15 protein-coding genes and 3 rRNA genes are annotated in these 22,085 nt (G+C 67.2%); 5 read left to right on the top strand and 13 right to left on the bottom strand.

All coding sequences use genetic code 11. The annotated features are described in order from the left end of the window. Positions 1 to 223: 223 nt before the first annotated feature. The 4 genes from STRTU_RS19225 to STRTU_RS19210 all read left to right on the top strand — a co-directional run bounded on the left by STRTU_RS19225 (position 224) and on the right by STRTU_RS19210 (position 4,886). A complete protein-coding gene (locus tag STRTU_RS19225) occupies positions 224 to 502 on the top strand; it encodes a glutaredoxin family protein (protein WP_159744754.1) in 279 nt (92 codons plus the stop codon). An 831-nt stretch (positions 503 to 1,333) separates the two neighbouring features. Next, on the top strand, positions 1,334 to 2,275 hold the full coding sequence (locus STRTU_RS19220) for an HAD family hydrolase (RefSeq protein ID WP_159747072.1): 942 nt from the start codon (positions 1,334 to 1,336) through the stop codon (positions 2,273 to 2,275). A gap of 330 nt (positions 2,276 to 2,605) precedes the next feature. Next, positions 2,606 to 3,391, top strand: coding sequence for an ECF subfamily RNA polymerase sigma factor, BldN family (locus STRTU_RS19215; protein WP_006604745.1), 786 nt, complete (start codon positions 2,606 to 2,608; stop codon positions 3,389 to 3,391). A gap of 283 nt (positions 3,392 to 3,674) precedes the next feature. Next, entirely contained in the window at positions 3,675 to 4,886 is a 1,212-nt protein-coding gene (locus STRTU_RS19210) for a DUF5667 domain-containing protein (protein WP_269777375.1), read from the top strand. A 42-nt stretch (positions 4,887 to 4,928) separates the two neighbouring features. On the opposite strand, the gene STRTU_RS19205 is transcribed toward STRTU_RS19210, so the two are convergent. From STRTU_RS19205 to STRTU_RS19150, 12 genes are all read right to left on the bottom strand, one after another. Beyond that, complete coding sequence (locus STRTU_RS19205; RefSeq protein ID WP_159744753.1) at positions 4,929 to 5,924, bottom strand: lysophospholipid acyltransferase family protein; 996 nt, start codon at positions 5,922 to 5,924, stop codon at positions 4,929 to 4,931. Positions 5,925 to 5,938: 14 nt separating this feature from the next. Then, entirely contained in the window at positions 5,939 to 6,988 is a 1,050-nt protein-coding gene (locus STRTU_RS19200) for an NAD-dependent epimerase/dehydratase family protein (protein WP_159744752.1), read from the bottom strand. Positions 6,989 to 7,187: 199 nt separating this feature from the next. Further along, the gene (locus tag STRTU_RS19195) at positions 7,188 to 7,286 is read right to left on the bottom strand and encodes a 30S ribosomal protein bS22 (protein WP_003948845.1); all 99 of its coding nucleotides are present in this window, start codon (positions 7,284 to 7,286) and stop codon (positions 7,188 to 7,190) included. A 119-nt stretch (positions 7,287 to 7,405) separates the two neighbouring features. Next, the gene (locus tag STRTU_RS19190) at positions 7,406 to 7,615 is read right to left on the bottom strand and encodes a helix-turn-helix domain-containing protein (RefSeq protein WP_006604741.1); all 210 of its coding nucleotides are present in this window, start codon (positions 7,613 to 7,615) and stop codon (positions 7,406 to 7,408) included. Between the two features lie 128 nt (positions 7,616 to 7,743). Continuing rightward, positions 7,744 to 8,559, bottom strand: coding sequence for a phosphatase (locus STRTU_RS19185; RefSeq protein ID WP_159744751.1), 816 nt, complete (start codon positions 8,557 to 8,559; stop codon positions 7,744 to 7,746). A gap of 157 nt (positions 8,560 to 8,716) precedes the next feature. Then, positions 8,717 to 9,892: an acetoin utilization protein AcuC gene (locus STRTU_RS19180; protein ID WP_159744750.1), complete on the bottom strand. Its 1,176-nt coding sequence runs from the start codon at positions 9,890 to 9,892 to the stop codon at positions 8,717 to 8,719. Then, positions 9,861 to 11,099: an MFS transporter gene (locus STRTU_RS19175; RefSeq protein WP_159744749.1), complete on the bottom strand. Its 1,239-nt coding sequence runs from the start codon at positions 11,097 to 11,099 to the stop codon at positions 9,861 to 9,863. Before STRTU_RS19175 ends, STRTU_RS19180 begins: the two co-directional genes overlap by 32 nt. A 93-nt stretch (positions 11,100 to 11,192) precedes the next feature. Next, the gene (locus STRTU_RS19170; protein ID WP_159744748.1) at positions 11,193 to 11,864 is read right to left on the bottom strand and encodes an HAD family hydrolase; all 672 of its coding nucleotides are present in this window, start codon (positions 11,862 to 11,864) and stop codon (positions 11,193 to 11,195) included. A gap of 83 nt (positions 11,865 to 11,947) precedes the next feature. Then, a 5S ribosomal RNA gene (rrf, locus tag STRTU_RS19165) occupies positions 11,948 to 12,064 on the bottom strand. Between the two features lie 75 nt (positions 12,065 to 12,139). After that, positions 12,140 to 15,259: ribosomal RNA gene (locus tag STRTU_RS19160) — 23S ribosomal RNA — on the bottom strand. A 298-nt stretch (positions 15,260 to 15,557) separates the two neighbouring features. Continuing rightward, positions 15,558 to 17,086: ribosomal RNA gene (locus STRTU_RS19155) — 16S ribosomal RNA — on the bottom strand. The 16S, 23S and 5S rRNA genes sit together here, the layout of an rRNA operon. A gap of 734 nt (positions 17,087 to 17,820) precedes the next feature. Further along, on the bottom strand, positions 17,821 to 18,381 hold the full coding sequence (locus STRTU_RS19150; RefSeq protein ID WP_159744747.1) for a MarR family winged helix-turn-helix transcriptional regulator: 561 nt from the start codon (positions 18,379 to 18,381) through the stop codon (positions 17,821 to 17,823). A 188-nt stretch (positions 18,382 to 18,569) separates the two neighbouring features. Between STRTU_RS19150 and STRTU_RS19145 the strand changes: the two genes are divergently transcribed. Then, positions 18,570 to 19,886, top strand: coding sequence for an MFS transporter (locus STRTU_RS19145; RefSeq protein WP_159747071.1), 1,317 nt, complete (start codon positions 18,570 to 18,572; stop codon positions 19,884 to 19,886). Positions 19,887 to 20,018: 132 nt separating this feature from the next. Here STRTU_RS19145 and STRTU_RS19140 read toward each other — a convergent pair whose 3' ends face one another. Beyond that, entirely contained in the window at positions 20,019 to 21,833 is a 1,815-nt protein-coding gene (locus STRTU_RS19140; RefSeq protein WP_159744746.1) for an ATP-binding SpoIIE family protein phosphatase, read from the bottom strand. Positions 21,834 to 22,085 lie beyond the last annotated feature (252 nt).

Raw genomic sequence — 22,085 nt, 5'->3', positions numbered from 1 at the left:
TGTCCGCCCAAAGTGACCGGGGTCACCCGGCGATAACAAGCCTCCGCGGAACCAACTCCCACGTCACACCGTTCACTCGCGCCACCCGTCTCACCAGGCAGCACCCACGGGAGCACGCGCCCTCACTCCTCACCGCTATACCCCCGGAAACCGATAAATCGCCCAACGATGGTAGTCGAACCGACCCGGAACGGGCACCGCCGTGACCCGGCACAATGACTCCATGGCCCCCTTGTTCAGCCGCAGCCCCCGCAAAAGCCCCGCCGACCGGCTGGTCACCCTCATCGGCAAGCCCGGCTGCCATCTCTGCGACGACGCCCAAACCGTGATCGAGCAGATCTGCGCCGAAACCGGCGCGTCCTGGGAACGAAAAGACATCACCCAGGACCCCGCCCTCCACCACAAGTACTGGGAACAAATTCCAGTCATCCTCGTCGACGGCGCCCAACACGACTTCTGGCGCGTCGACCCAAAACGGCTGCGCAGGGCACTGGGCGCTTGAGAGGGACGCCCCTGGTCACGTGAGCTGTACGCCCCTGGCCACGTGAGCGCTGTACGGCCCTGGCCGCGGCCACCCGAGCCGTACACCTTGGCCACCCGAGCCGTACGCCCCTGAACGCCTGAGCCGTGCAGTGCTGGTCACGCGAGCCGAACGGCCCTCGGCACCTGAGTGGGACCCCCTGGCGGCGCCGACCGCCCGAGCCGTACCCCCCTGGCCGCCCCCGAGCCCTACAGCACCGACCGCCCGCGTCGTACGGCGCCGGTCGCGTGACCCGTCCGGCCCTCGGCACCTGAGCGGCACGCCCCTGGCGGCCCACCCGAGCCGTACGCCCTGGCCGCCCGCCCCTGAAAGCCCCCGAGCCGAACGGCCCTCCGCACCTGAGGAGCCCCCTGGCCGCACATGCCGTAGCTCCTGGCCGCCCGAGCCGTACGCCCCTGGTCGCCCGAGCCCGCCCCACCGACCCGCCCGACCCACCACGCCTGAGCCCCGACCCGCCCGGCCCACCAACTCGCGCCTGAGCCCTAACCCGGCACCCCACGCCCGAGCCCGGCACCGCCCCGGCCCGCTGACCCGCCGACCCGCCCCGGCTTACCCCCTCCCGGGAATACCGCCTCCCCCCGCCACGTTGTGGCGCGAAGGGGCCTCCCGCTCCCCTACGGGAAGTGTTCGCCCACCCCCTAAGGCCCCGCCAAGCCCCAACCAAGCCCCCGCAGAGCTGGCCGTAATGCGCCCTTCGCCCTCTCCCGCCCTCACTGACACGCGCCCGTAACCGGCTGCACCGAACAAACTGGCTACGCTGTCGGCATGTCGCCCGCTCGCCGATCCGGCTGGATGCCCTCCGGGGCGCTCTTCGACCTGGGCTGGATCCCTCGCCGCCGACGCCCCGCCACGGCCCGCAGCGTGCTGGCCGGCGAGGCCGCGGCCGAGGCCGCCCGTAAGTCCTCCCAGGAAGCGCCGCCCGTTGAGGAGGCACCGGCGGAGCCCGAGTTCCCGGTCGTCGGGGACACGGCTGCCGCCGCGTTCTTCGACCTGGACAACACCGTCATGCAGGGCGCCGCGCTCTACCACTTCGGTCGCGGCCTGTATAAGCGGCATTTCTTCCACAAACGCGATCTGGCCCGCTTCGCCTGGCAGCAGATCTACTTCCGGCTGGCCGGCTCGGAGAACCCCGAGCACATGGCGGACGTCCGCAACAGCGCACTGTCCATCGTCCAGGGCCACCGCGTCGCCGAGCTGATGTCCATCGGCGAGGAGATCTACGACGAGTACATGGCCGAACGGGTCTGGCCCGGCACCCGCGCCCTGGCCCAGGCCCACCTCGACGCCGGCCAGAAGGTCTGGCTGGTCACCGCGGCCCCCGTCGAGACCGCGACGATCATCGCCCGCCGCCTCGGCCTGACCGGCGCGCTGGGCACCGTCGCCGAATCCGTCGGCGGTGTCTATACGGGCAAGCTGGTCGGCGAGCCGCTGCACGGCCCGGCCAAGGCCGAGGCCGTCCGCGCGCTGGCCGCGGGCGAGGGCCTGGACCTGTCGCACTGCGCCGCCTACAGCGACTCCGCCAACGACATTCCGATGCTCTCGCTCGTCGGGCACCCGTATGCGATCAATCCCGACAGCCGGCTGCGTAAGCACGCCCGTGAACAGGGCTGGCGGCTGCGCGACTACCGGACCGGCCGGAAGGCGGCCAAGATCGGCATCCCCGCGGCGGCCGGGGTCGGCGCGCTCGCAGGCGGCGCCGCGGCCGCGGTCGCACTCCAGCGCCGACGCCGCTGACCAGGTCTGATCACCGATCTGACCGGACGGCCATCCCCTCTCCCTACCCCCTCCGCCGTCCCCTCAGTCCCGCTGCTGCCGGTCAGCCACAACACGCCTTCCAACCAGGCAGATTGCGTTCCCTTCCGATCAATAGTTGCTCAGTATTCGATACTTGATCTGCCACGAACCCGGCACGGACCGTAAGTAATCGATGATTTGAGCAACTGGGTGTAGCGCTGCCTGTACGAAGCGTTATTCTCCTCAGACGCAATCCGGAACCCACACGTCCCTACGACGAGTGAACGGTCCCGCACTGCACGTGATGGAAGCTCTGCCTCTGGGAGTCCCGTGTACCCACACGTCGGGGTTGACGCCTCGGGCCTGGCTACGCTGCGTACGACACTCGTCGACCACCTGCGCAGTTTTGTCCCCACCGCGTACGCCGTCCCCGCATTCGCCTCAGCCGTCCCCGCTGCCGGACCCTGCTACGCCCTGGCCGACGGGAGTGCTGCGGTCGGAAAGGCCGCCGGCAGAACCCGCCGCTCCGGCACCGGCACGACCACCGCCCGTCGCCCCGCCGACAGCGACAGTCGTCGCATGATGGACCTCGTCGAACGAGCCCAGGCCGGCGAGGCCGAAGCCTTCGGCCGCCTCTACGACCAGTACGCCGACACGGTCTACCGCTACATCTACTACCGCGTCGGCGGCCGGGCCACGGCCGAGGACCTGACCAGCGAGACCTTTCTGCGCGCCCTGCGCCGCATCGGCACGTTCACCTGGCAGGGCCGTGACTTCGGCGCCTGGCTGGTGACCATCGCCCGCAACCTCGTCGCCGACCACTTCAAGTCCTCCCGCTTCCGCCTGGAAGTCACCACTGGAGAGATGCTCGACGCCAACGAGGTCGAGCGCAGTCCCGAGGACTCGGTCCTGGAGTCCCTCTCCAACGCCGCCCTCCTGGAGGCGGTACGCAAGCTCAACCCCCAGCAGCAGGAGTGCGTCACGCTGCGCTTCCTGCAGGGCCTCTCGGTCGCCGAGACCGCCCGCGTCATGGGCAAGAACGAGGGCGCGATCAAGACCCTCCAGTACCGCGCGGTCCGGACCCTCGCGCGGCTGCTCCCCGAAGACGCCCGCTGACCCGCCGACCCACCCCCATCCACATGTGCCGACGCCCGTTCCACGCCACTATTCGCTCACTCTTGGTGATCACTCGTACCCGGTCGGTCAGATCATCGTGAGTGCGTAACCCGAGTGCCGCGCCGCTCGTTGTGCGGGATGCAGGCTCCATGCGGTCATGCCATGCCCGCTGCCTCTCACTCGATCGAGTGGCCGCGGAGCAGGGCGTGCAACCATCCGGTCCATCTGGACAGTCAAAGCCAGTCCGGGGAGTCGAGCGGGATGACGAGAGGAGGTGCCGCCCGTGATCGCAAATGTCTCGGTGCACCGGCGGGCCAACGCCTTCGCCCAGGCCCTGGAGGAGCAGGTCCTCAAGGGTGCGGCGGCCGAGGACCAGGTCGACAATCCGGCGCAAGCGCCGGGCGAAGCACGGCTGTTGGCGGTCGCCGACGGCCTCGGGAAACTCCCGGGGCCCGAGATGGCCACCGAGGTCAAGACTGTCCAGCGCGCCCAGCTCATCGCCGCGATGGAGGCCGCCTTCGCCGAAGGCGCTCCGTCCGACGGTGTCCGGGTGCCCGAGCAGCGCGAACACAGGGGCGCGCACCGCGCCACGAAATCGATGGGCCGACTGCGCCCCCGCTCCCGCCTCTCCAAGGGGCTGGCGGCCGGCGGGCTGACGGTCGGTGTCGCCGCCGGCGCGTTCAGCGGTGTCGCCGCGGCCAGCTCCGACGCCCTCCCCGGCGACTCCCTCTACGGCCTCAAGCGCGGCATGGAGGACCTCCGGCTCGGTATGGCCAACGATGATTCCGACCGCGGCCAGCTCTTTCTCGACCAGGCCTCCACCCGCATGATGGAGGTCCGCCGGCTGATGGAGCGCGCCCGGCTCGCCGACCTCGACCATGAGTCGCTCGGCGAGATCCGCAAGGCGCTCTCCGGGATCCGGCACGACGCGGGCGAGGGCCACCGCCTGCTGCACGCGGCGTATGAGCGCGATGGCTCGCTCGGCCCCATCCAGGCGCTGAACTCCTTCACCAAGTCCCATCGCGGCACCTGGTCGCATCTGCGCGAGAAGCTCCCGGTGCAGCTCACGGACGTCCGCGACGAGGTCAGTTCGGTCTTCGACGCCATGGACAAGGAGGTGGGCCCGCTCCGCTCGCTGCTGCCGCCCACCCCGGACGGCCCCCGCCACCGCCGCGACACGCCCGCCTCCGAGGGCACCGGCTCCGGCTCCGACAGCCGCCCGGCGCCGTCCGGCAGCAAGTCCGCGCACGGCAAGCACCACGAGCGCTCACACGCCCCGCGCCCGTCGGCCTCGCCCTCCCAGGAGGACGGCCTGCTCGGCGGCAATACGGGCGGGCTGCTCGACCCGCCGTCCAAGGGCACCAGCCCGTCGCCGCACGACCGTGGCCACGGCGGCCGCAAGGACACCGGTGGCCGGCCCGATGTCACGCTCCCGCCGCTGATCCCGGGGCTGCTGCCCGGCCTGGGCATCGACGGCGAGGATCTCCCGAAATAGCGGAACGGTCCCGGCCCGCTCGGTGTTCTTCTGGTCCTTCCCTCAGAAGAACACCGAGCGTCGCTGTACCAGCAGCTTGTAGAGGGTGTGCTGGATCGTCTCCCGTACCTGATCGGTCAGGTTGAACATCAGCATCGGATCGTCCGCCGCCTCCGGCGGATAGCCGACCGTCGGGATCGGCTCGCCGAACTGGATCGTCCACTTCGTCGGCAGCGGCACCGCGCCCAGCGGCCCCAGCCACGGGAAGGTCGGCGTGACCGGGAAATACGGCAGCCCCAGCACCCGCGCCAGCGTCTTGGCGTTCCCGATCATCGGGTAGATCTCCTCCGCGCCCACGATCGAGCACGGCACGATCGGCGCCCCGGCCTTCAGCGCCGTCGAGACGAAGCCGCCCCGCCCGAAGCGCTGGAGCTTGTAGCGGTCCGCGAAGGGCTTGCCGATGCCCTTGAAGCCCTCCGGCATCACCCCGACGATCTCGCCGCGCTCCAGCAGCCGCTGGGCGTCCTCCGCGCAGGCGAGGGTGTGCCCGGCCTTGCGTGCGAGCTCGTTTATCACCGGCAGGACGAACACCAAATCGGCCGCCAGCAGCCGGAGGTGACGCTGTGCCGGGTGATTGTCGTGCACCCCGACCTGGAGCATCAGACCGTCCAGCGGCAGCGTCCCGGAGTGGTTGGCGACGATCAGCGCACCGCCGTCGGAGGGGATGTTCTCGATCCCCTTCACCTCGACCCGGAAGTACTTCTCGTAGAAGGGCCGCAGCAGCGACATCAGGACCTGGTCGGTCAGCTCCTCGTCGTACCCGAAGTCATCGACCTCGTAGTCGCCGGTGATCCGCCGCCGCAGAAAGGCCAGCCCGCCCGCGATCCGCTCGTCCAGGGACCGCCCGGGGTTCGGCCGCGGGGTCGCCGCCGGCGGATGCTCGGTCCGTGCCTCCGGTACGGGTGCCAGCGCCGCACCGCGTCCCGCGCGCCCGGTCCGCCTGGCCTTCCTGCGCGCCCGGGGCTCCTCGCCGAAGGGAATGACCTTGGCGTCCGCCATCGTGGATGAACTCCTCACTGGGTCGGGCCGCCGCGTGCGGACAGCACGCCGGCGAGCCGGTCGACGGTGCGGGCGAGGGACTCGGGCGGCAGCAGCCCGGGTCCGCGACTGCGGGCGAATTCCGCGAAGGTCTCCGCCGTCGTGTACTTCGGCTGGAATCCCAGTGTCTCGCGCATCTGTGTCGTCTCGACGACCCTGCCGTGCGTGAGCAGCCGGATCTGCTCCGGCGAGAAGTCCGTGATGCCGACGGACCGCAGCGCCGTACCGGCCCAGGTGACGGTCGGCAGCAGCAGCGGGACGGTGGGCCGCCCCAGCCGCCGGGAGGTCTGCGACAGCAGCAGCACACCGTCTCCGGCGATATTGAACGTGCCGCTGTTGAGCGTGCCGCGGCGTGGCGCGGCGGCGGCGATCCGCAGCACCGCGAGGGCGTCGTCCTCATGGACGAACTGCAGTCGTGGGTCGTAGCCGAGCACGGTGGGCCATACGGGCAGCGAGAAGTACTCGGCGAGCGGGGAATCCGCGCACGGCCCGAGGATGTTGGCGAAGCGCAGCACACACACCGCCACATCCGGCCGGCGCCGGGCGAAGCCGCGTACGTAGCCCTCGACCTCGACGATGTCCTTGGCGAAGCCGCCACTGGGCAGCGACTTCGGTGTGGTGGTCTCGGTGAAGACGGCGGGGTCCCGGGGCGCGGAGCCGTAGACGCTGGTGCTGGACTTGATGACCAGCCGCTGCACATTCGGGGCCTTCTGGCAGGCGCCGAGCAGCTGCATCGTCCCGATGACATTGGTTTCCTTCACCGAGGCGCGGCCACCGCGCTTGCCCAACGGCGTGCCGTTGATATCCATATGGACGACGGTGTCGACGCCCTTCTCGGCCAGGACCCGGGCAATGGCCGGATGCCGGATATCGGCTTTGAGGAATTCAGCGCCGCCCAGATGGTGCTCCGGTGCCACGGCATCGACCCCGATCACCCGGTCGACGTCGGGATCGCGCTGGATGCGACGGACGAACCGGCCGCCCAATTGCCGTGCGGCTCCCGTAACGAGCACGACCTTGCCCAAGATCAGCCCTTCCTTCCCGCCGCGACCATGCCTAGCCGAGCTGTGCAGGCCACGCTATCGGGTCGGTGTTGCGTGCTGATGACCGCAGGATGCCCGCGGGCACATTTCGGTCCGACCACCGTCCATACGGCCCACAACGCACCGCAGCCCCCCATCGCACCAAGGCGATGAGGGGCTGCGAATTCGCGATCAGCGTCGCTTACTTCTTGTTGCGACGCTGAACACGGGTGCGCTTGAGCAGCTTGCGGTGCTTCTTCTTCGCCATCCGCTTGCGCCGCTTCTTGATAACAGAGCCCACGACTACCCTCGCTCACTTCGAATCACTCGGTGCGGGGCGTCCGAGCCCACACTACCTACATCGGGCCAGCCTACCCGGCGCCGGGCGAACGGCGTAATCCGAGGGTCGGCGGGGTCCGGTCAGGCTGATTCCACCCCCACAAAGGACTCCCGGAGATAGTCGTGAACCGCCTGCTCCGGAACCCGGAATGACCTCCCCACGCGAATCGCGGGCAGATGACCGCTGTGCACCAGGCGGTACACGGTCATCTTCGACACTCGCATCACCGTGGCGACCTCCGCCACTGTCAGGAACACGACCTCGTTCAGAGGCCTCTGGTCTGCCGCCATGTCACACCTGCACCTTCCGCATAAGACGGACACCGGCTTCCCCTCCGGTGACTCCGCGTCGCTATGCGCTCACTCCCCAGATTAGGGGCGGGTGATGCGAGTGGGGAAGAGGAGCAGCGAACTGCCGCCTATCGGTACAGATCCGCTCGATCAAGTACATAGCGGGCGAGCGGCCGATAGTCCTCCGCCCGCACGCCGTCATCGAGCGGGACCACCACGGACACCCGCCCCTCGGCCTGGCCGACGAACGGCGCCGGGTCGTCCGCGTCCGCCAGCCCGATGGCCTCAAAGCCCAGCTGACCTGCCCCGCAGAGCCATCCGTGGTCCCCGATCACCAGCCCCGGCAGCGGCCCCGCAGCGTCCGCCGCGGCCGCCAGAGCGGTCCGTACCGGGAGCGGAGAATGGGTGTGTACGCCCCCGGCACCGGGTGCACCCCGCACGCCGGTTTCTTGCATCAGCGCGACTCCCCGTACGTACTCAAGTGTGCGGGGACGTACCCCGAACCGGGTCGCTATGTCGACACGGGCGCCATACGCAGGGGTGAGGACGGTGCAGCCCGCCGACGAGAGAGCGTCTGCGAGGGCGGCGTAGAACTCCAGCAGCCGGTGCGGATGGCCGGTGCCGATCAGCACCGGCGCCCGGCGGGCGGCCGCCGCGGCGAGCCGCTCGGCGAATCCGTCCAGCGCGACGACCGTACGGTCGGGGTCGATCACATCCGGGCCGGAAGTGTGCGCCGGATCGGCCGAAACCCCGCACTTCCGCCCCATCAGTCGCAGTACTTCACCAAGCGGCCAGTCCCGTTCGGGGTCCAGCCCCAGCAGCGCCCTGGGATCGCGCGCCGCGAAGAGCCGGTAGCGCGCCAGGCTCTTCTCCCGCGCGGTCGCGATCGTCCCCGCGAGCCGCGCCTCGATCAGGTGCGCCCGCAGCGCCCCGGTTCCCAACACGCCGCCCATACTGTCCGGTTGGTCGGCCTTCGGGTGCCCGGACCGACGGGTAGTCACACATCCGTGGGGCGGCGGACGACGGATCCGGCTGTACGGGACGACGGCCGCCCCCGGGACGCCGTAACAGCGTTACAGGGGCCTCGGAAAGGACCGGGCCCTACGGCAGCAGCCCATGGGCCGGGAAGACCGCCCGACGGGCCGCCAGCACCGCCTGGTCCAGCCGGTCGGCCGGGTCATAGCCGTCGTCGATGAAGTCCCGCCACTGGGGCGTACGGCCGTCCGTCATCCGGTGCGGCGCCAACTGCCGTGTCCGGCGGAACACTTCGTGCCGCCAGGCCTCCGGCACCGGCGAGGTCGGTTCGATCGGCCGCCCCGCCGCGATCGCGACCAGATGCGTCCAGCTGCGCGGCACCACGTCCACCACCGCATAGCCGCCCCCGCCGAGCGCGACCCACTTGCCGTCGGCGTGCTCATGCGCCAGCTCGTGACAGGTCTCCGCCACCGCACGCTGGGCGTCCAGGCTCACCGCGAGATGCGCCAGCGGATCCTCGAAGTGGGTGTCCGCACCGTGCTGCGTCACGATCACCTGCGGCCGGAAGGCCCCCAGCAGCTCCGGGACCACGGCGTGGAACGCCCGCAGCCAGCCCTCGTCCCCGGTCCCGGCCGGCAGCGCCACATTCGCCGCGGTGCCCTCCGCGCCCGCCCCGCCGGTCTCCTCCGGCCAGCCGGTCTGCGGGAAGAGCGTACGGGGATGCTCGTGCAGCGAGATCGTCAGTACCCGCGGGTCCTCCCAGAACGCCGCCTGCACCCCGTCGCCGTGGTGGACGTCCACATCCACATACGCGACGCGTTCGGCACCCAGCTCCAGCAGCCGGGCGACCGCCAGCGCCGCGTCGTTGTAGATGCAGAAACCGGCCGCCCCGCCCGGCATGGCGTGGTGCAGCCCGCCGGCGAAGTTCACCGCATGCGCCGCGTCGCCGCGCCAGACGGCCTCCGCCGCGCCCACCGACTGCCCGGCGATCAGCGCGGACGCCTCATGCATCCGCAGGAACGCCGGATCGTCCGCCGTCCCCAGTCCATACGACAGATCCGCGGCCGCCGGGTCCGCCGAGGCGCTGCGGACCGCGGCGATGTAGTCCTCACGGTGTACCAGCCGCAGGGTGGAGTCCCCGGCGGGCTTGGCCGCGACCACCTCCAGGGGCCCGCGGTCCAGCTCGAACGCCTCCACCAAACGCATGGTCAGCGCGAGCCGGACCGGGTCCATCGGATGCCCGGACCCGAAGTCGTAGCCCGTTACTGCCTCATCCCACATCAGCTGTGCGCGGCCGCTCATGCCCGTCACCGTATCGGGCCTCCGGCGCCCCGAACGAGCGGGCATACACCAGCGTCACCAGCACCAGGGCCATCGGTACGAGCATCGCCCCCCGATAGCTCCAGGCATCACCGAGCGCACCGACCAGCGGAGAGCCGATCAAGAAGCCCACGTAATTGAAGACGTTCAGCCGCGCGACGGCCCTGTCCGCGGCCTCCGGACCGTGCTTCTCGAAGGCGAAGCGCCCCGCCGCCGCGAACGTCTGCGGCACGATCACGCTCAGCCCGAGGCCCAGCAGCGTGAACCCCGCCATCCCGGCCCCGGCCCCCGGCGCCGCCGCCACCACCGCGAATCCGCCCGCCGCGACCACCGCCCCGGTCCGCACCACCGCGACCGCCCCGAAGCGCCGCACCCCCAGGTCACCGACCGCCCGCCCCAGGAGCGTGGTGACCATGTAGACGTTGTACGGAACGGTGGCCAGCTGCTCGGAGCTCCCCAGGACGTCCTGCAGATATTTGGCGCTCCAGTTGGAGACGGTCGAGTCCCCGATATACGCGAACGCCATCACCAGACACAGCGGCACCAACAGCCGCATCGCGAGCGGCACCACGGCCCCCGCCGGCCCCTCTGCGCTTCCCCCCTGAGCCTCCCGGCCCCGGTCCACGAACCACCGGCCCACGATCAGCGCAGACGGCACCAGGACCGCCACCACCGGCCCGTACAGCAGCGCGAGCGACAGCCCCCAGTGCGCACCCGCCCAGGCCAGCGAGGCGCCCACGATGCCGCCCAGGCTGTACGCGGCGTGGAAGCCGAACATGATGCTCCGCCCGTACGCCCGCTGCAGGCTCACCCCGAGCATGTTCATCGAGGCGTCCAGAGCGCCCACCGCCAGCCCGAACACCGCCAGCGCCACCGCCGCCCCGGCCATCGAGCCGACCGACCCGACGGCCGCCAGCGCCAGACACACCACCGGCTGCACCGCACGCAGCACCCGGCCCGGCCGCACCCGCCGCACCAGCTGCTCGGTGACGACGCTGCCGACCCCCGCGAGGACGGGCACCGCCGCCAGGAACACCGGCAGCAGGCCGTCCGAGATCCCGTAGCGGTCCTGGATCGCGGGTATTCGGGTCACGAGGAGGGCGAAGACCGTGCCCTGGAGGAAGAAGCTCAGGGCGAGCGCGACCCGGCCGTGCCGCAGCTGCGCTCCTGGTACCCGAGGGGCCGTCATGGCCGCTCAGCCTAGAACTCCCCCCTACCACTGGGTAGATGGATCACAGCACCGCTTCCACCCGGCGTCTCCGGCACGACGATGGGGACGCCCCTACTGCAACAGCGCCGGCAGCTCCGCCATATGGGCGAACACTGCGGTGGCCCCCTCGTCGGTCAGCTTCTCCGCCGACGTCATCGCCGTGAAGCCGTACACATCCATCCCCGCGCCGACCGCGGCCCGCACTCCCAGCGGACTGTCCTCGACCACCGCACACCGCTCCGGCGCCACCCCCATCTCCTGTGCCGCATGCAGAAAGAGATCCGGCGCCGGCTTCCCCCGCCCCACATCCTGCGACGAGAAAATACGCGCACCGGCACCCTCGCCGCTGGCCCCTTCGAACCGCTCCAGCAGCCCGGTCTTCGTCAATGCCACCCGAATCCGCTCATGGCTCCCCGACGACCCGACGCAGTACGGCACCCCGTCCGCGGCCAGCTTCTCCAGCACCTCACCCACTCCCACCACCGGCTCCAGACTCCTGCGGAACTCCGCGAAGACCCGTGCGTAAAAGACCTCGTCGAACTCGGCCGGCAACGGCTTTCCGAACCGCTCCAGCACACCCTCGTGAATGCGGTGCATCGCACCGCCCATGTAGTCACGCAGCGAATCTTCGTAGCTGGTCGGGTGCCCCAATTCGGTGAGGTACCCGGCAAGAATCCGATTGGAGATCGGCTCGCTGTCCACCAGGACGCCATCGTTATCGAAAATGACCAAGCCATAGCGCATGCCCATGAGCGTACCGAGCGGCCACAAACGCAAAAAAGCTCCGGTCCCTGAACCAGAGGTTCAGGGACCGGAGCTGAAAAATTGTTCGGCGGCGTCCTACTCTCCCACAGGGTCCCCCCTGCAGTACCATCGGCGCTGAAAGGCTTAGCTTCCGGGTTCGGAATGTAACCGGGCGTTTCCCTAACGCAATGACCACCGAAACACTATGAAGTTAACCAACCCGGACATTGACACAGGTCATTACTTCAGAACCTACACAGTGGACGCGAGCAACTGAGGACAAGCCCTCGGCCTATTAGTACCAGTCAACTCCACCCGTTACCGGGCTTCCATATCTGGCCTATCAACCCAGTCGTCTACTGGGAGCCTTAACCAATCAAGTTGGTGGGAGCCCTCATCTCGAAGCAGGCTTCCCGCTTAGATGCTTTCAGCGGTTATCCTTTCCGAACGTAGCCAACCAGCCATGCCCTTGGCAGGACAACTGGCACACCAGAGGTTCGTCCGTCCCGGTCCTCTCGTACTAGGGACAGCCCTTCTCAAGACTCCTACGCGCACAGCGGATAGGGACCGAACTGTCTCACGACGTTCTAAACCCAGCTCGCGTACCGCTTTAATGGGCGAACAGCCCAACCCTTGGGACCGACTCCAGCCCCAGGATGCGACGAGCCGACATCGAGGTGCCAAACCATCCCGTCGATATGGACTCTTGGGGAAGATCAGCCTGTTATCCCCGGGGTACCTTTTATCCGTTGAGCGACGGCGCTTCCACAAGCCACCGCCGGATCACTAGTCCCTACTTTCGTACCTGCTCGACCCGTCAGTCTCACAGTCAAGCTCCCTTGTGCACTTACACTCAACACCTGATTGCCAACCAGGCTGAGGGAACCTTTGGGCGCCTCCGTTACCCTTTAGGAGGCAACCGCCCCAGTTAAACTACCCACCAGACACTGTCCCTGATCCGGATCACGGACCCAGGTTAGACATCCAGCACGACCAGAGTGGTATTTCAACAATGACTCCACAACCACTGGCGTGGCTGCTTCAAAGTCTCCCACCTATCCTACACAAGCCGAACCGAACACCAATATCAAGCTATAGTAAAGGTCCCGGGGTCTTTCCGTCCTGCTGCGCGAAACGAGCATCTTTACTCGTAATGCAATTTCACCGGGCCTATGGTTGAGACAGTCGAGAAGTCGTTACGCCATTCGTGCAGGTCGGAACTTACCCGACAAGGAATTTCGCTACCTTAGGATGGTTATAGTTACCACCGCCGTTTACTGGCGCTTAAGTTCTCAGCTTCGCCACACCGAAATGTGACTAACCGGTCCCCTTAACGTTCCAGCACCGGGCAGGCGTCAGTCCGTATACATCGCCTTACGGCTTCGCACGGACCTGTGTTTTTAGTAAACAGTCGCTTCTCGCTGGTCTCTGCGGCCACCACCAGCTCACACTGCAAGAGTGATCACCAGCAATGGCCCCCCTTCTCCCGAAGTTACGGGGGCATTTTGCCGAGTTCCTTAACCATAGTTCACCCGAACGCCTCGGTATTCTCTACCTGACCACCTGAGTCGGTTTAGGGTACGGGCCGCCATGAAACTCGCTAGAGGCTTTTCTCGACAGCATAGGATCATCCACTTCACCACAATCGGCTCGGCATCAGGTCTCACCCACATGTCATCCGGATTTGCCTAGATGACGGGCTACACCCTTACCCCGGGACAACCACCGCCCGGGCTGGACTACCTTCCTGCGTCACCCCATCACTCACCTACTACCACCTTGGGTCAGCGGCTCCACCACTCCCCTCAACTCCGAAGAGATCAGGGCGGCTTCACGGCCTTAGCATTAATGGGCTCGATGTTTGGCGCTTCAAAGCGGGTACCGGAATATCAACCGGTTGTCCATCGACTACGCCTGTCGGCCTCGCCTTAGGTCCCGACTTACCCTGGGCAGATCAGCTTGACCCAGGAACCCTTAGTCAATCGGCGCACACGTTTCCCACGTGTGTATCGCTACTCATGCCTGCATTCTCACTCGTGAACCGTCCACAACTCGTTTCCACGGCTGCTTCACCCGGCACACGACGCTCCCCTACCCATCACCACACCCGTTAGGGCTGTTGTGGCAATGACACGACTTCGGCGGTGTGCTTGAGCCCCGCTACATTGTCGGCGCGGAATCACTTGACCAGTGAGCTATTACGCACTCTTTCAAGGATGGCTGCTTCTAAGCCAACCTCCTGGTTGTCTCTGCGACTCCACATCCTTTCCCACTTAGCACACGCTTAGGGGCCTTAGTCGATGCTCTGGGCTGTTTCCCTCTCGACCATGGAGCTTATCCCCCACAGTCTCACTGCCGCGCTCTCACTTACCGGCATTCGGAGTTTGGCTAAGGTCAGTAACCCGGTAGGGCCCATCGCCTATCCAGTGCTCTACCTCCGGCAAGAAACACACGACGCTGCACCTAAATGCATTTCGGGGAGAACCAGCTATCACGGAGTTTGATTGGCCTTTCACCCCTAACCACAGGTCATCCCCCAGGTTTTCAACCCTGGTGGGTTCGGTCCTCCACGAAGTCTTACCTCCGCTTCAACCTGCCCATGGCTAGATCACTCCGCTTCGGGTCTTGGGCACGCTACTCAACGCCCTCTTCGGACTCGCTTTCGCTACGGCTTCCCCACACGGGTTAACCTCGCAACATACCGCAAACTCGCAGGCTCATTCTTCAAAAGGCACGCAGTCACGACACAAGGACAAGTCCTTGTGCGACGCTCCCACGGCTTGTAGGCACACGGTTTCAGGTACTATTTCACTCCGCTCCCGCGGTACTTTTCACCATTCCCTCACGGTACTATCCGCTATCGGTCACCAGGGAATATTTAGGCTTAACGGGTGGTCCCGCCAGATTCACACGGGATTTCTCGGGCCCCGTGCTACTTGGGTGTCTCTTAAACGAGCCGCTGATGTTTCAGCTACGGGGGTCTTACCCTCTACGCCGGACCTTTCGCATGTCCTTCGCCTACATCAACGGTTTCTGACTCGTCCCACAGCCGGCAGACTGCAGAAAAGAGATCCCACAACCCCAACCACGCAACCCCTGCCGGGTATCACACGTGACTGGTTTGGCCTCATCCGGTTTCGCTCGCCACTACTCCCGGAATCACGGTTGTTTTCTCTTCCTGCGGGTACTGAGATGTTTCACTTCCCCGCGTTCCCTCCACACTGCCTATGTGTTCAGCAGCGGGTGACAGCCCATGACGACTGCCGGGTTTCCCCATTCGGACACCCCCGGATCAAAGCTCGGTTGACAGCTCCCCGGGGCCTATCGTGGCCTCCCACGTCCTTCATCGGTTCCTGGTGCCAAGGCATCCACCGTGCGCCCTTAAAAACTTGGCCACAGATGCTCGCGTCCACTGTGCAGTTCTCAAGCAACGACCAGCCACCCGTCACACACCACCATCTGGTGCTTTACCGGGGCCGGCATCGCGAAGGTCCAGACCACAGTCCGTACCCTCAGATACCCAACAACGTGCCCGACCCACTCGATCCATCACCACGTTCCACGCCGAAGCAGTACTAGTGACAACCAATCAAGTGTGCCGAATAGTCAACGTTCCACCCATGAGCTAACCACCGTCGAACATTTGCCGACGTAGTGGCTCTGGATCTCTTGCGAGATCTAGATGCTCCTTAGAAAGGAGGTGATCCAGCCGCACCTTCCGGTACGGCTACCTTGTTACGACTTCGTCCCAATCGCCAGTCCCACCTTCGACGATTCCCTCCCACAAGGGGTTGGGCCACCGGCTTCGGGTGTTACCGACTTTCGTGACGTGACGGGCGGTGTGTACAAGGCCCGGGAACGTATTCACCGCAGCAATGCTGATCTGCGATTACTAGCAACTCCGACTTCATGGGGTCGAGTTGCAGACCCCAATCCGAACTGAGACCGGCTTTTTGAGATTCGCTCCACCTCGCGGTATCGCAGCTCATTGTACCGGCCATTGTAGCACGTGTGCAGCCCAAGACATAAGGGGCATGATGACTTGACGTCGTCCCCACCTTCCTCCGAGTTGACCCCGGCAGTCTCCTGTGAGTCCCCATCACCCCGAAGGGCATGCTGGCAACACAGAACAAGGGTTGCGCTCGTTGCGGGACTTAACCCAACATCTCACGACACGAGCTGACGACAGCCATGCACCACCTGTACACCGACCACAAGGGGGACCCTGTCTCCAGGGTTTTCCGGTGTATGTCAAGCCTTGGTAAGGTTCTTCGCGTTGCGTCGAATTAAGCCACATGCTCCGCTGCTTGTGCGGGCCCCCGTCAATTCCTTTGAGTTTTAGCCTTGCGGCCGTACTCCCCAGGCGGGGAACTTAATGCGTTAGCTGCGGCACGGACGACGTGGAATGTCGCCCACACCTAGTTCCCAACGTTTACGGCGTGGACTACCAGGGTATCTAATCCTGTTCGCTCCCCACGCTTTCGCTCCTCAGCGTCAGTATCGGCCCAGAGATCCGCCTTCGCCACCGGTGTTCCTCCTGATATCTGCGCATTTCACCGCTACACCAGGAATTCCGATCTCCCCTACCGAACTCTAGCCTGCCCGTATCGAATGCAGACCCGGGGTTAAGCCCCGGGCTTTCACATCCGACGTGACAAGCCGCCTACGAGCTCTTTACGCCCAATAATTCCGGACAACGCTTGCGCCCTACGTATTACCGCGGCTGCTGGCACGTAGTTAGCCGGCGCTTCTTCTGCAGGTACCGTCACTCTCGCTTCTTCCCTGCTGAAAGAGGTTTACAACCCGAAGGCCGTCATCCCTCACGCGGCGTCGCTGCATCAGGCTTTCGCCCATTGTGCAATATTCCCCACTGCTGCCTCCCGTAGGAGTCTGGGCCGTGTCTCAGTCCCAGTGTGGCCGGTCGCCCTCTCAGGCCGGCTACCCGTCGTCGCCTTGGTAGGCCATCACCCCACCAACAAGCTGATAGGCCGCGGGCTCATCCTTCACCGCCGGAGCTTTCCACCACCAGACCATGCGGTCGGTAGTCGTATCCGGTATTAGACCCCGTTTCCAGGGCTTGTCCCAGAGTGAAGGGCAGATTGCCCACGTGTTACTCACCCGTTCGCCACTAATCCCCTCCCGAAGGAGGTTCATCGTTCGACTTGCATGTGTTAAGCACGCCGCCAGCGTTCGTCCTGAGCCAGGATCAAACTCTCCGTGAATGTTTACCCGTAATCGGGTCAACACACACGAGAGCGGAACAACCAGACGGAATAGGTCCGGTCGTTCACAGCGTCCTCGCTGTGTGTGCCACCCCGACCGCATGGGCCGTGGTGGGCTTTCAAAGGAACCTCATCTCCCGGATGTTTCCGGTCGACGGGGTATCAACATATCTGGCGTTGACTTTTGGCACGCTGTTGAGTTCTCAAGGAACGGACGCTTCCTTTGTGCCTGTTTCACCAGGCTCTCCGGGCGCTTCCCTTCGGTCTTGCGTTTCCGACTCTATCAGATCCTTGCGGTTCCGATTTTCGCCGGTGCGTTTCCGCCTTTCGGCTTCTTCGCGTTTCCAACCTTACCAGATCCGTTTCCGTCTCTGGCCCCCTGTTGGAGCGGGGTCGGCCGCTTCGCTTTCGCTTTTCGGCCTTTCCGACTCTATCAGATCCGTTTCGGTCCGTTGCCGGTCCGAATTCGTTTCCGAATCCCCGTCGGAGGGGGTTACGCCGTCGTGCGGCTATTTGTGCTGCCGCGCCTTTCGGCGTGATCACTACTTTAGCGGAATTCCTCGTTGACGCATAATCACGTCGCGGTTCGAATTTCGGCATGCGAAATCGTTCCCGAGGAGGGGCCGTGCAGTAGTGGTGTGCCGCGAAGCGGCGGGATGGCTGTCGCAGAACCGTTCCGGCTCTGTGGCAACTCGGAGAACACTACGGATGGGGCCAGGACGTGTCAACTCGCGTCAGTCAAGGTCACTCAGACGCCCGTCGGCGTCGGGCTGGGCGTCTTCGACGCGGCGCAGGAGGCGGGTCAATACCTGGCCGAGGAGCTGGCGTTCCTCGCCGGAGAGGTCCTGGAGGAGGTCCTCTTCGAAGACGGAGGCCAGGCGCATCGCCTCCAGCCACTTCTCGCGGCCCTCGTGGGTCAGCTCGACGATGACGCGGACGCGGTTGGTCTCGTCGCGCTCCCGGGTGACCAGGCCCTCGTTCGCCATGCGGTCGATGCGGTGGGTCATGGCGGCCGGCGTGAGACCGAGGTGCTTGGCCAGTTCGCCGGGGCCCATTTGGTAGGGGGCACCGGAGACGACGAGGGCCTTGAGGACCTCCCATTCGGCGTTGCTCATGCCGAGGGTGGCGGTCTGTCGTCCGTAGGCGACGTTCATCCGTCGGTTGAGGCGCTGCAGTGCGGAGACGACCTGCTCCACCTGGGGATCGAGGTCCTGGAATTCGCGCTGGTAGGCGGCGATCTGTTCCTCAAGACTCGGTTCGGCAGCGTCGGCGGCCGCATCGGAGGGCTCAGACATGCGGCGCAGTATGGCATGGAAGTCATTGGCGTTGAAGTTCTTCGGGGTGTACTCTTTAGCTTCGAACTTTAGAGTTGAAGTCTTCAGGGTGAGACTGTCCGGCCTTGGACCGGTCTCGCCCTGGTGTCTGTCTTGGCTCCTTGGTTCTCCTCCTTATCCGTATGACGACCTGACCTAGGTAGGTGAGTGTGACCACCGCGATGGGCGCCGCGTTGCGCCGGATCCAGCTCGGGAACGCACTGAGTGCGTTCGGGAACGGCTTCACCGTTCCGTATCTGTACGTCTATGTGGCGAAGGTGCGGGATCTTGGTGCGAGCACGGCCGGTGTGGTGCTGGCGATGCTGGCGGTGGCCGCACTGGTCGTCCTGCCGCTGACCGGTCGGGCGATCGACCGGCGCGGACCGCTGCCGGTGGCGATCGCCGGTACGGTCGCCGCCGCCGCCGGTGCCCTGGGGCTGGGGCTGTCCGCCACGGAGCCGCTGGTCATCGCGTCGGCCATCGCGCTCGGGGCGGGGATCGCGGTGATACAGCCGGCACTCGCGACGATGATCGTGTGGAGTTCGACGACGCTGACCAGGTCGCGGGCGTTCGCCACCCAGTTCTTTCTGAACAACCTGGGGCTGGGCGTCGGCGGGCTGGTCGGCGGGCTGCTGGTCGACGAGACGCACGCGTCGAGCTTTGTGCGGCTGTTCGCCATCGAGGCCGTGATGTTCCTGGTGCTCGGCGCGGCGGTGGCGACCGTACGGCTGCCGAAGGGGCCGAAGGTCGAGGACCCGGTGCCGACCGAGGAGCGGGCCAAGGGTGCCTGGCGGGCGATGTTCGCCGACCGGCGGATGGTGTGGCTGTGCGTACTGGGCTTTGTGCTGTTCTTCGCTTGCTACGGGCAGTTCGAGTCGGGGCTGGCGGCGTATGCCACCGAGGTCACCCGGATCGCGCCCGCAAGCCTGGGCATTGCCCTCGCGGCCAATACGGCGGCGATCGTGGTGGCGCAGTTCGTGGTGCTCAAGCTGGTCGAGGGACGGCGGCGCAGCCGGGTGATGGCGCTGGTCGGGATGGTCTGGACGGTGGCGTGGATAGCCGCCGGGCTGTCCGGGCTGGTGCACGGCGCGCAGATGGTGGCGACGACGCTGCTGATCTCGACGTATGCGCTGTTCGGTATCGGTGAGTCGATGCTGTCGCCGACGGTGGCTCCGCTGGTCGCCGATCTGGCGCCGGCCTCGCTGATCGGCCAGTACAACTCGGCGTTCGCCCTGGTCAAGCAGCTGGCGCTGGCGGTCGGCCCGGCGGTGGGTGCGCTGATGGTGGGGCACGGGATGTACGGGGCGTACATCGGGATGCTGGTGATCTGCTCGCTGGGGATCACCGGGTTGTCGTGGTGGCTGGGGCGGATGCTGCGGCCGGCGCAGGACAATCCGCACCGTGCGGTGGCGGCGGTGCCCGCGGCGCGGGTGCCGGCCGAGGCGAAAGCGGACTCGGAAGCGGATGCGGTGGTCTGCGCCACGTGAGAGAACGGACCGTCGGCGGTCGGCGGTCCGGAGCCCGTTGTGGGCGCGGTGTCGTATCGGCGGCCCCGGGTCCACGGTGGTGTACGGCCCCCGTCCCTGGCACGACCAGGGACGGGGGTCGTCGTCGTACGGCTATCCGCGGGGCAGCGCGAATTCGCACCAGACGGCCTTGCCGCCGCCCGGGGTGCGGCGGGAGCCCCAGGACGAGGCGATGGTGGCGATGATGGAGATGCCCCGGCCGGCCTCGTCGGCGGGTTCGGCGCGGCGGCGGCGCGGGAGGTGGTCGTCGCCGTCGGTGACCTCGACGATCAGCCGGCGGTCCGTACGGCGCAGACGCAGCCGCATCGGCGGGGTGCCGTGCTGGAGGGAGTTGGCGACCAGTTCGCTGGCGGCCAGTACACCGAGGTCGTGCAGCTCGGTCGGGAAGCGCCAGGAGGCGAGGACGCCGGAGGCGAAGGCGCGGGCGCGGGGGGCCGCTTCGGTGCCGCCGTGGAGTTCGAGGGCGGCGTTGTGGAACAGCTCGGCGTCATGGCCGGTGCGGGCGGGGTGCTGGAGGACGAGGATGGCGACGTCGTCGTCATGGGTGGCCGTGATGCCCAGGGAGCGCAGCAGGCGGTCGCAGACGATGTCGGGGGCGCCGGCCGCACCGGCGAAGGCGCGTTCCAGGGCCTCGACGCCGTGGTCGATGTCCTTGTCGCGGCGCTCGACGAGGCCGTCCGTGTAGAGGACGGCGCTGCTGCCGGGGCCGAGCGGGACCGATCCGGAGGTGTGCAGCCAGCCGCCGGTGCCCAGGGGCGGGCCGGTCGGTTCGGCGGCCCGGTGGACGGTGCCGTCGGGGTCGCGCACCAGGATGGGCAGATGGCCGGCCGAGGCGTAGACCAGGCGGCCTTCGTTCGGGTCGTGGACGGCGTAGACGCAGGTGGCGATCTGGCTGGCGTCGATCTCGGCGGCCAGGCCGTCCAGGAGCTGCAGGACCTCGTGGGGCGGGAGGTCGAGGCGGGCGTAGGCGCGGACCGCGGTGCGCAGCTGGCCCATGACGGCGGCGGCGCGCACCCCGCGGCCCATGACGTCGCCGATGACCAGGGCCGTGCGGCCGGCGCCGAGGGTGATGACGTCGTACCAGTCGCCGCCGACCGCGGCGTCCGTGCCGCCGGGCTGGTAGGTGGCGGCGACGCAGAGGTCGTCGGGCTGTTCGAGTTCCTGGGGCAGCAGGGAGCGCTGGAGGGTGACCGCGGCCTCGCGCTGGCGGGCCTCGCTGGCGCGCAGCCGCTCGGCGGACTCGATCTGGTCGGTGACCTCGGCGCCGAAGACCAGGACGCCCTTGTGCGGGGCGACGCAGGCGACTTCGGGGTCGGGGGCCGGGCCGCTCGCGGCGACCTCGATGGGGGTGCAGGTGAAGGTGTAGTAGCCGTCGCGGGTGCGGTCGCCGGCGGCGCCGCCGGGGACCTTGCGGGACTTGACCGTGCGTGGTTTGCCGCTGCGCAGGACCTGGTCCATCAGGGGGAGCAGGCCGAGGGCGTCGAGTTCGGGGAGGGCTTCGCGGGCGGTGCGGCCGGCCGGGCGGGGGCCGAAGACGGCGGCGTAGGCGCCGTTGACGTAGGCGAGGCGGTGTTCGGGGCCGTAGACGACGGCGACCAGGGCGGGGATGGTGCCCAGGATGTCGTGGACGGAGAGGGCGTCGACGGTGGGCGGCAGGGTCGCCGGGCGGTCCTGGGAGGGCGCCGGGTCGGTGTGCTCGGCGCGGGCCGCGGGGACGGAGCCGGTGGTGGCGGCTGTCGGGGCGGACGGGGTGCCGTCGGCTGCCGCGGGCGCGGCGGACGGCGCCGGGGCCGCGGTGGGCGGGACGGCGGGTGTGCCGGGCGCGGGGCGGGGTGCGGCGCGGTCGGACCGGGCGGCGGCGCGCCGCTGTGTGCCGGGGAGTTTGGCGCTCCAGCGCGTGAAGATCACGGAGGGGTACCTCTTACTTCGCGTCGTCGCGCGGGATCGGGCCGTCGGCATGGCGGGACCTCCCGGCAGGGGGCCGGGGGAGGGTCGGCTGGGGACGCTCTCGGCGCCCTTTTGCGGAATGCAGCAAACGTCCAGAATCCTCGTGATTGTCACTCTTTGCAGATACGAGCCCACCCATGGTCACACGACCAGTGTGGCCGACCGGACGGACATCCGTCAGACGCCGGGGCGCGGCTGTGGAGTTCCGCGCTC

The organism is Streptomyces tubercidicus, from assembly GCF_027497495.1.
Classification (GTDB): Bacteria; Actinomycetota; Actinomycetes; order Streptomycetales; family Streptomycetaceae; genus Streptomyces; species Streptomyces tubercidicus.
The sequence above is the reverse complement of the archived record's forward strand: the minus strand, read 5'-3'. Positions and strand labels throughout refer to the sequence as shown.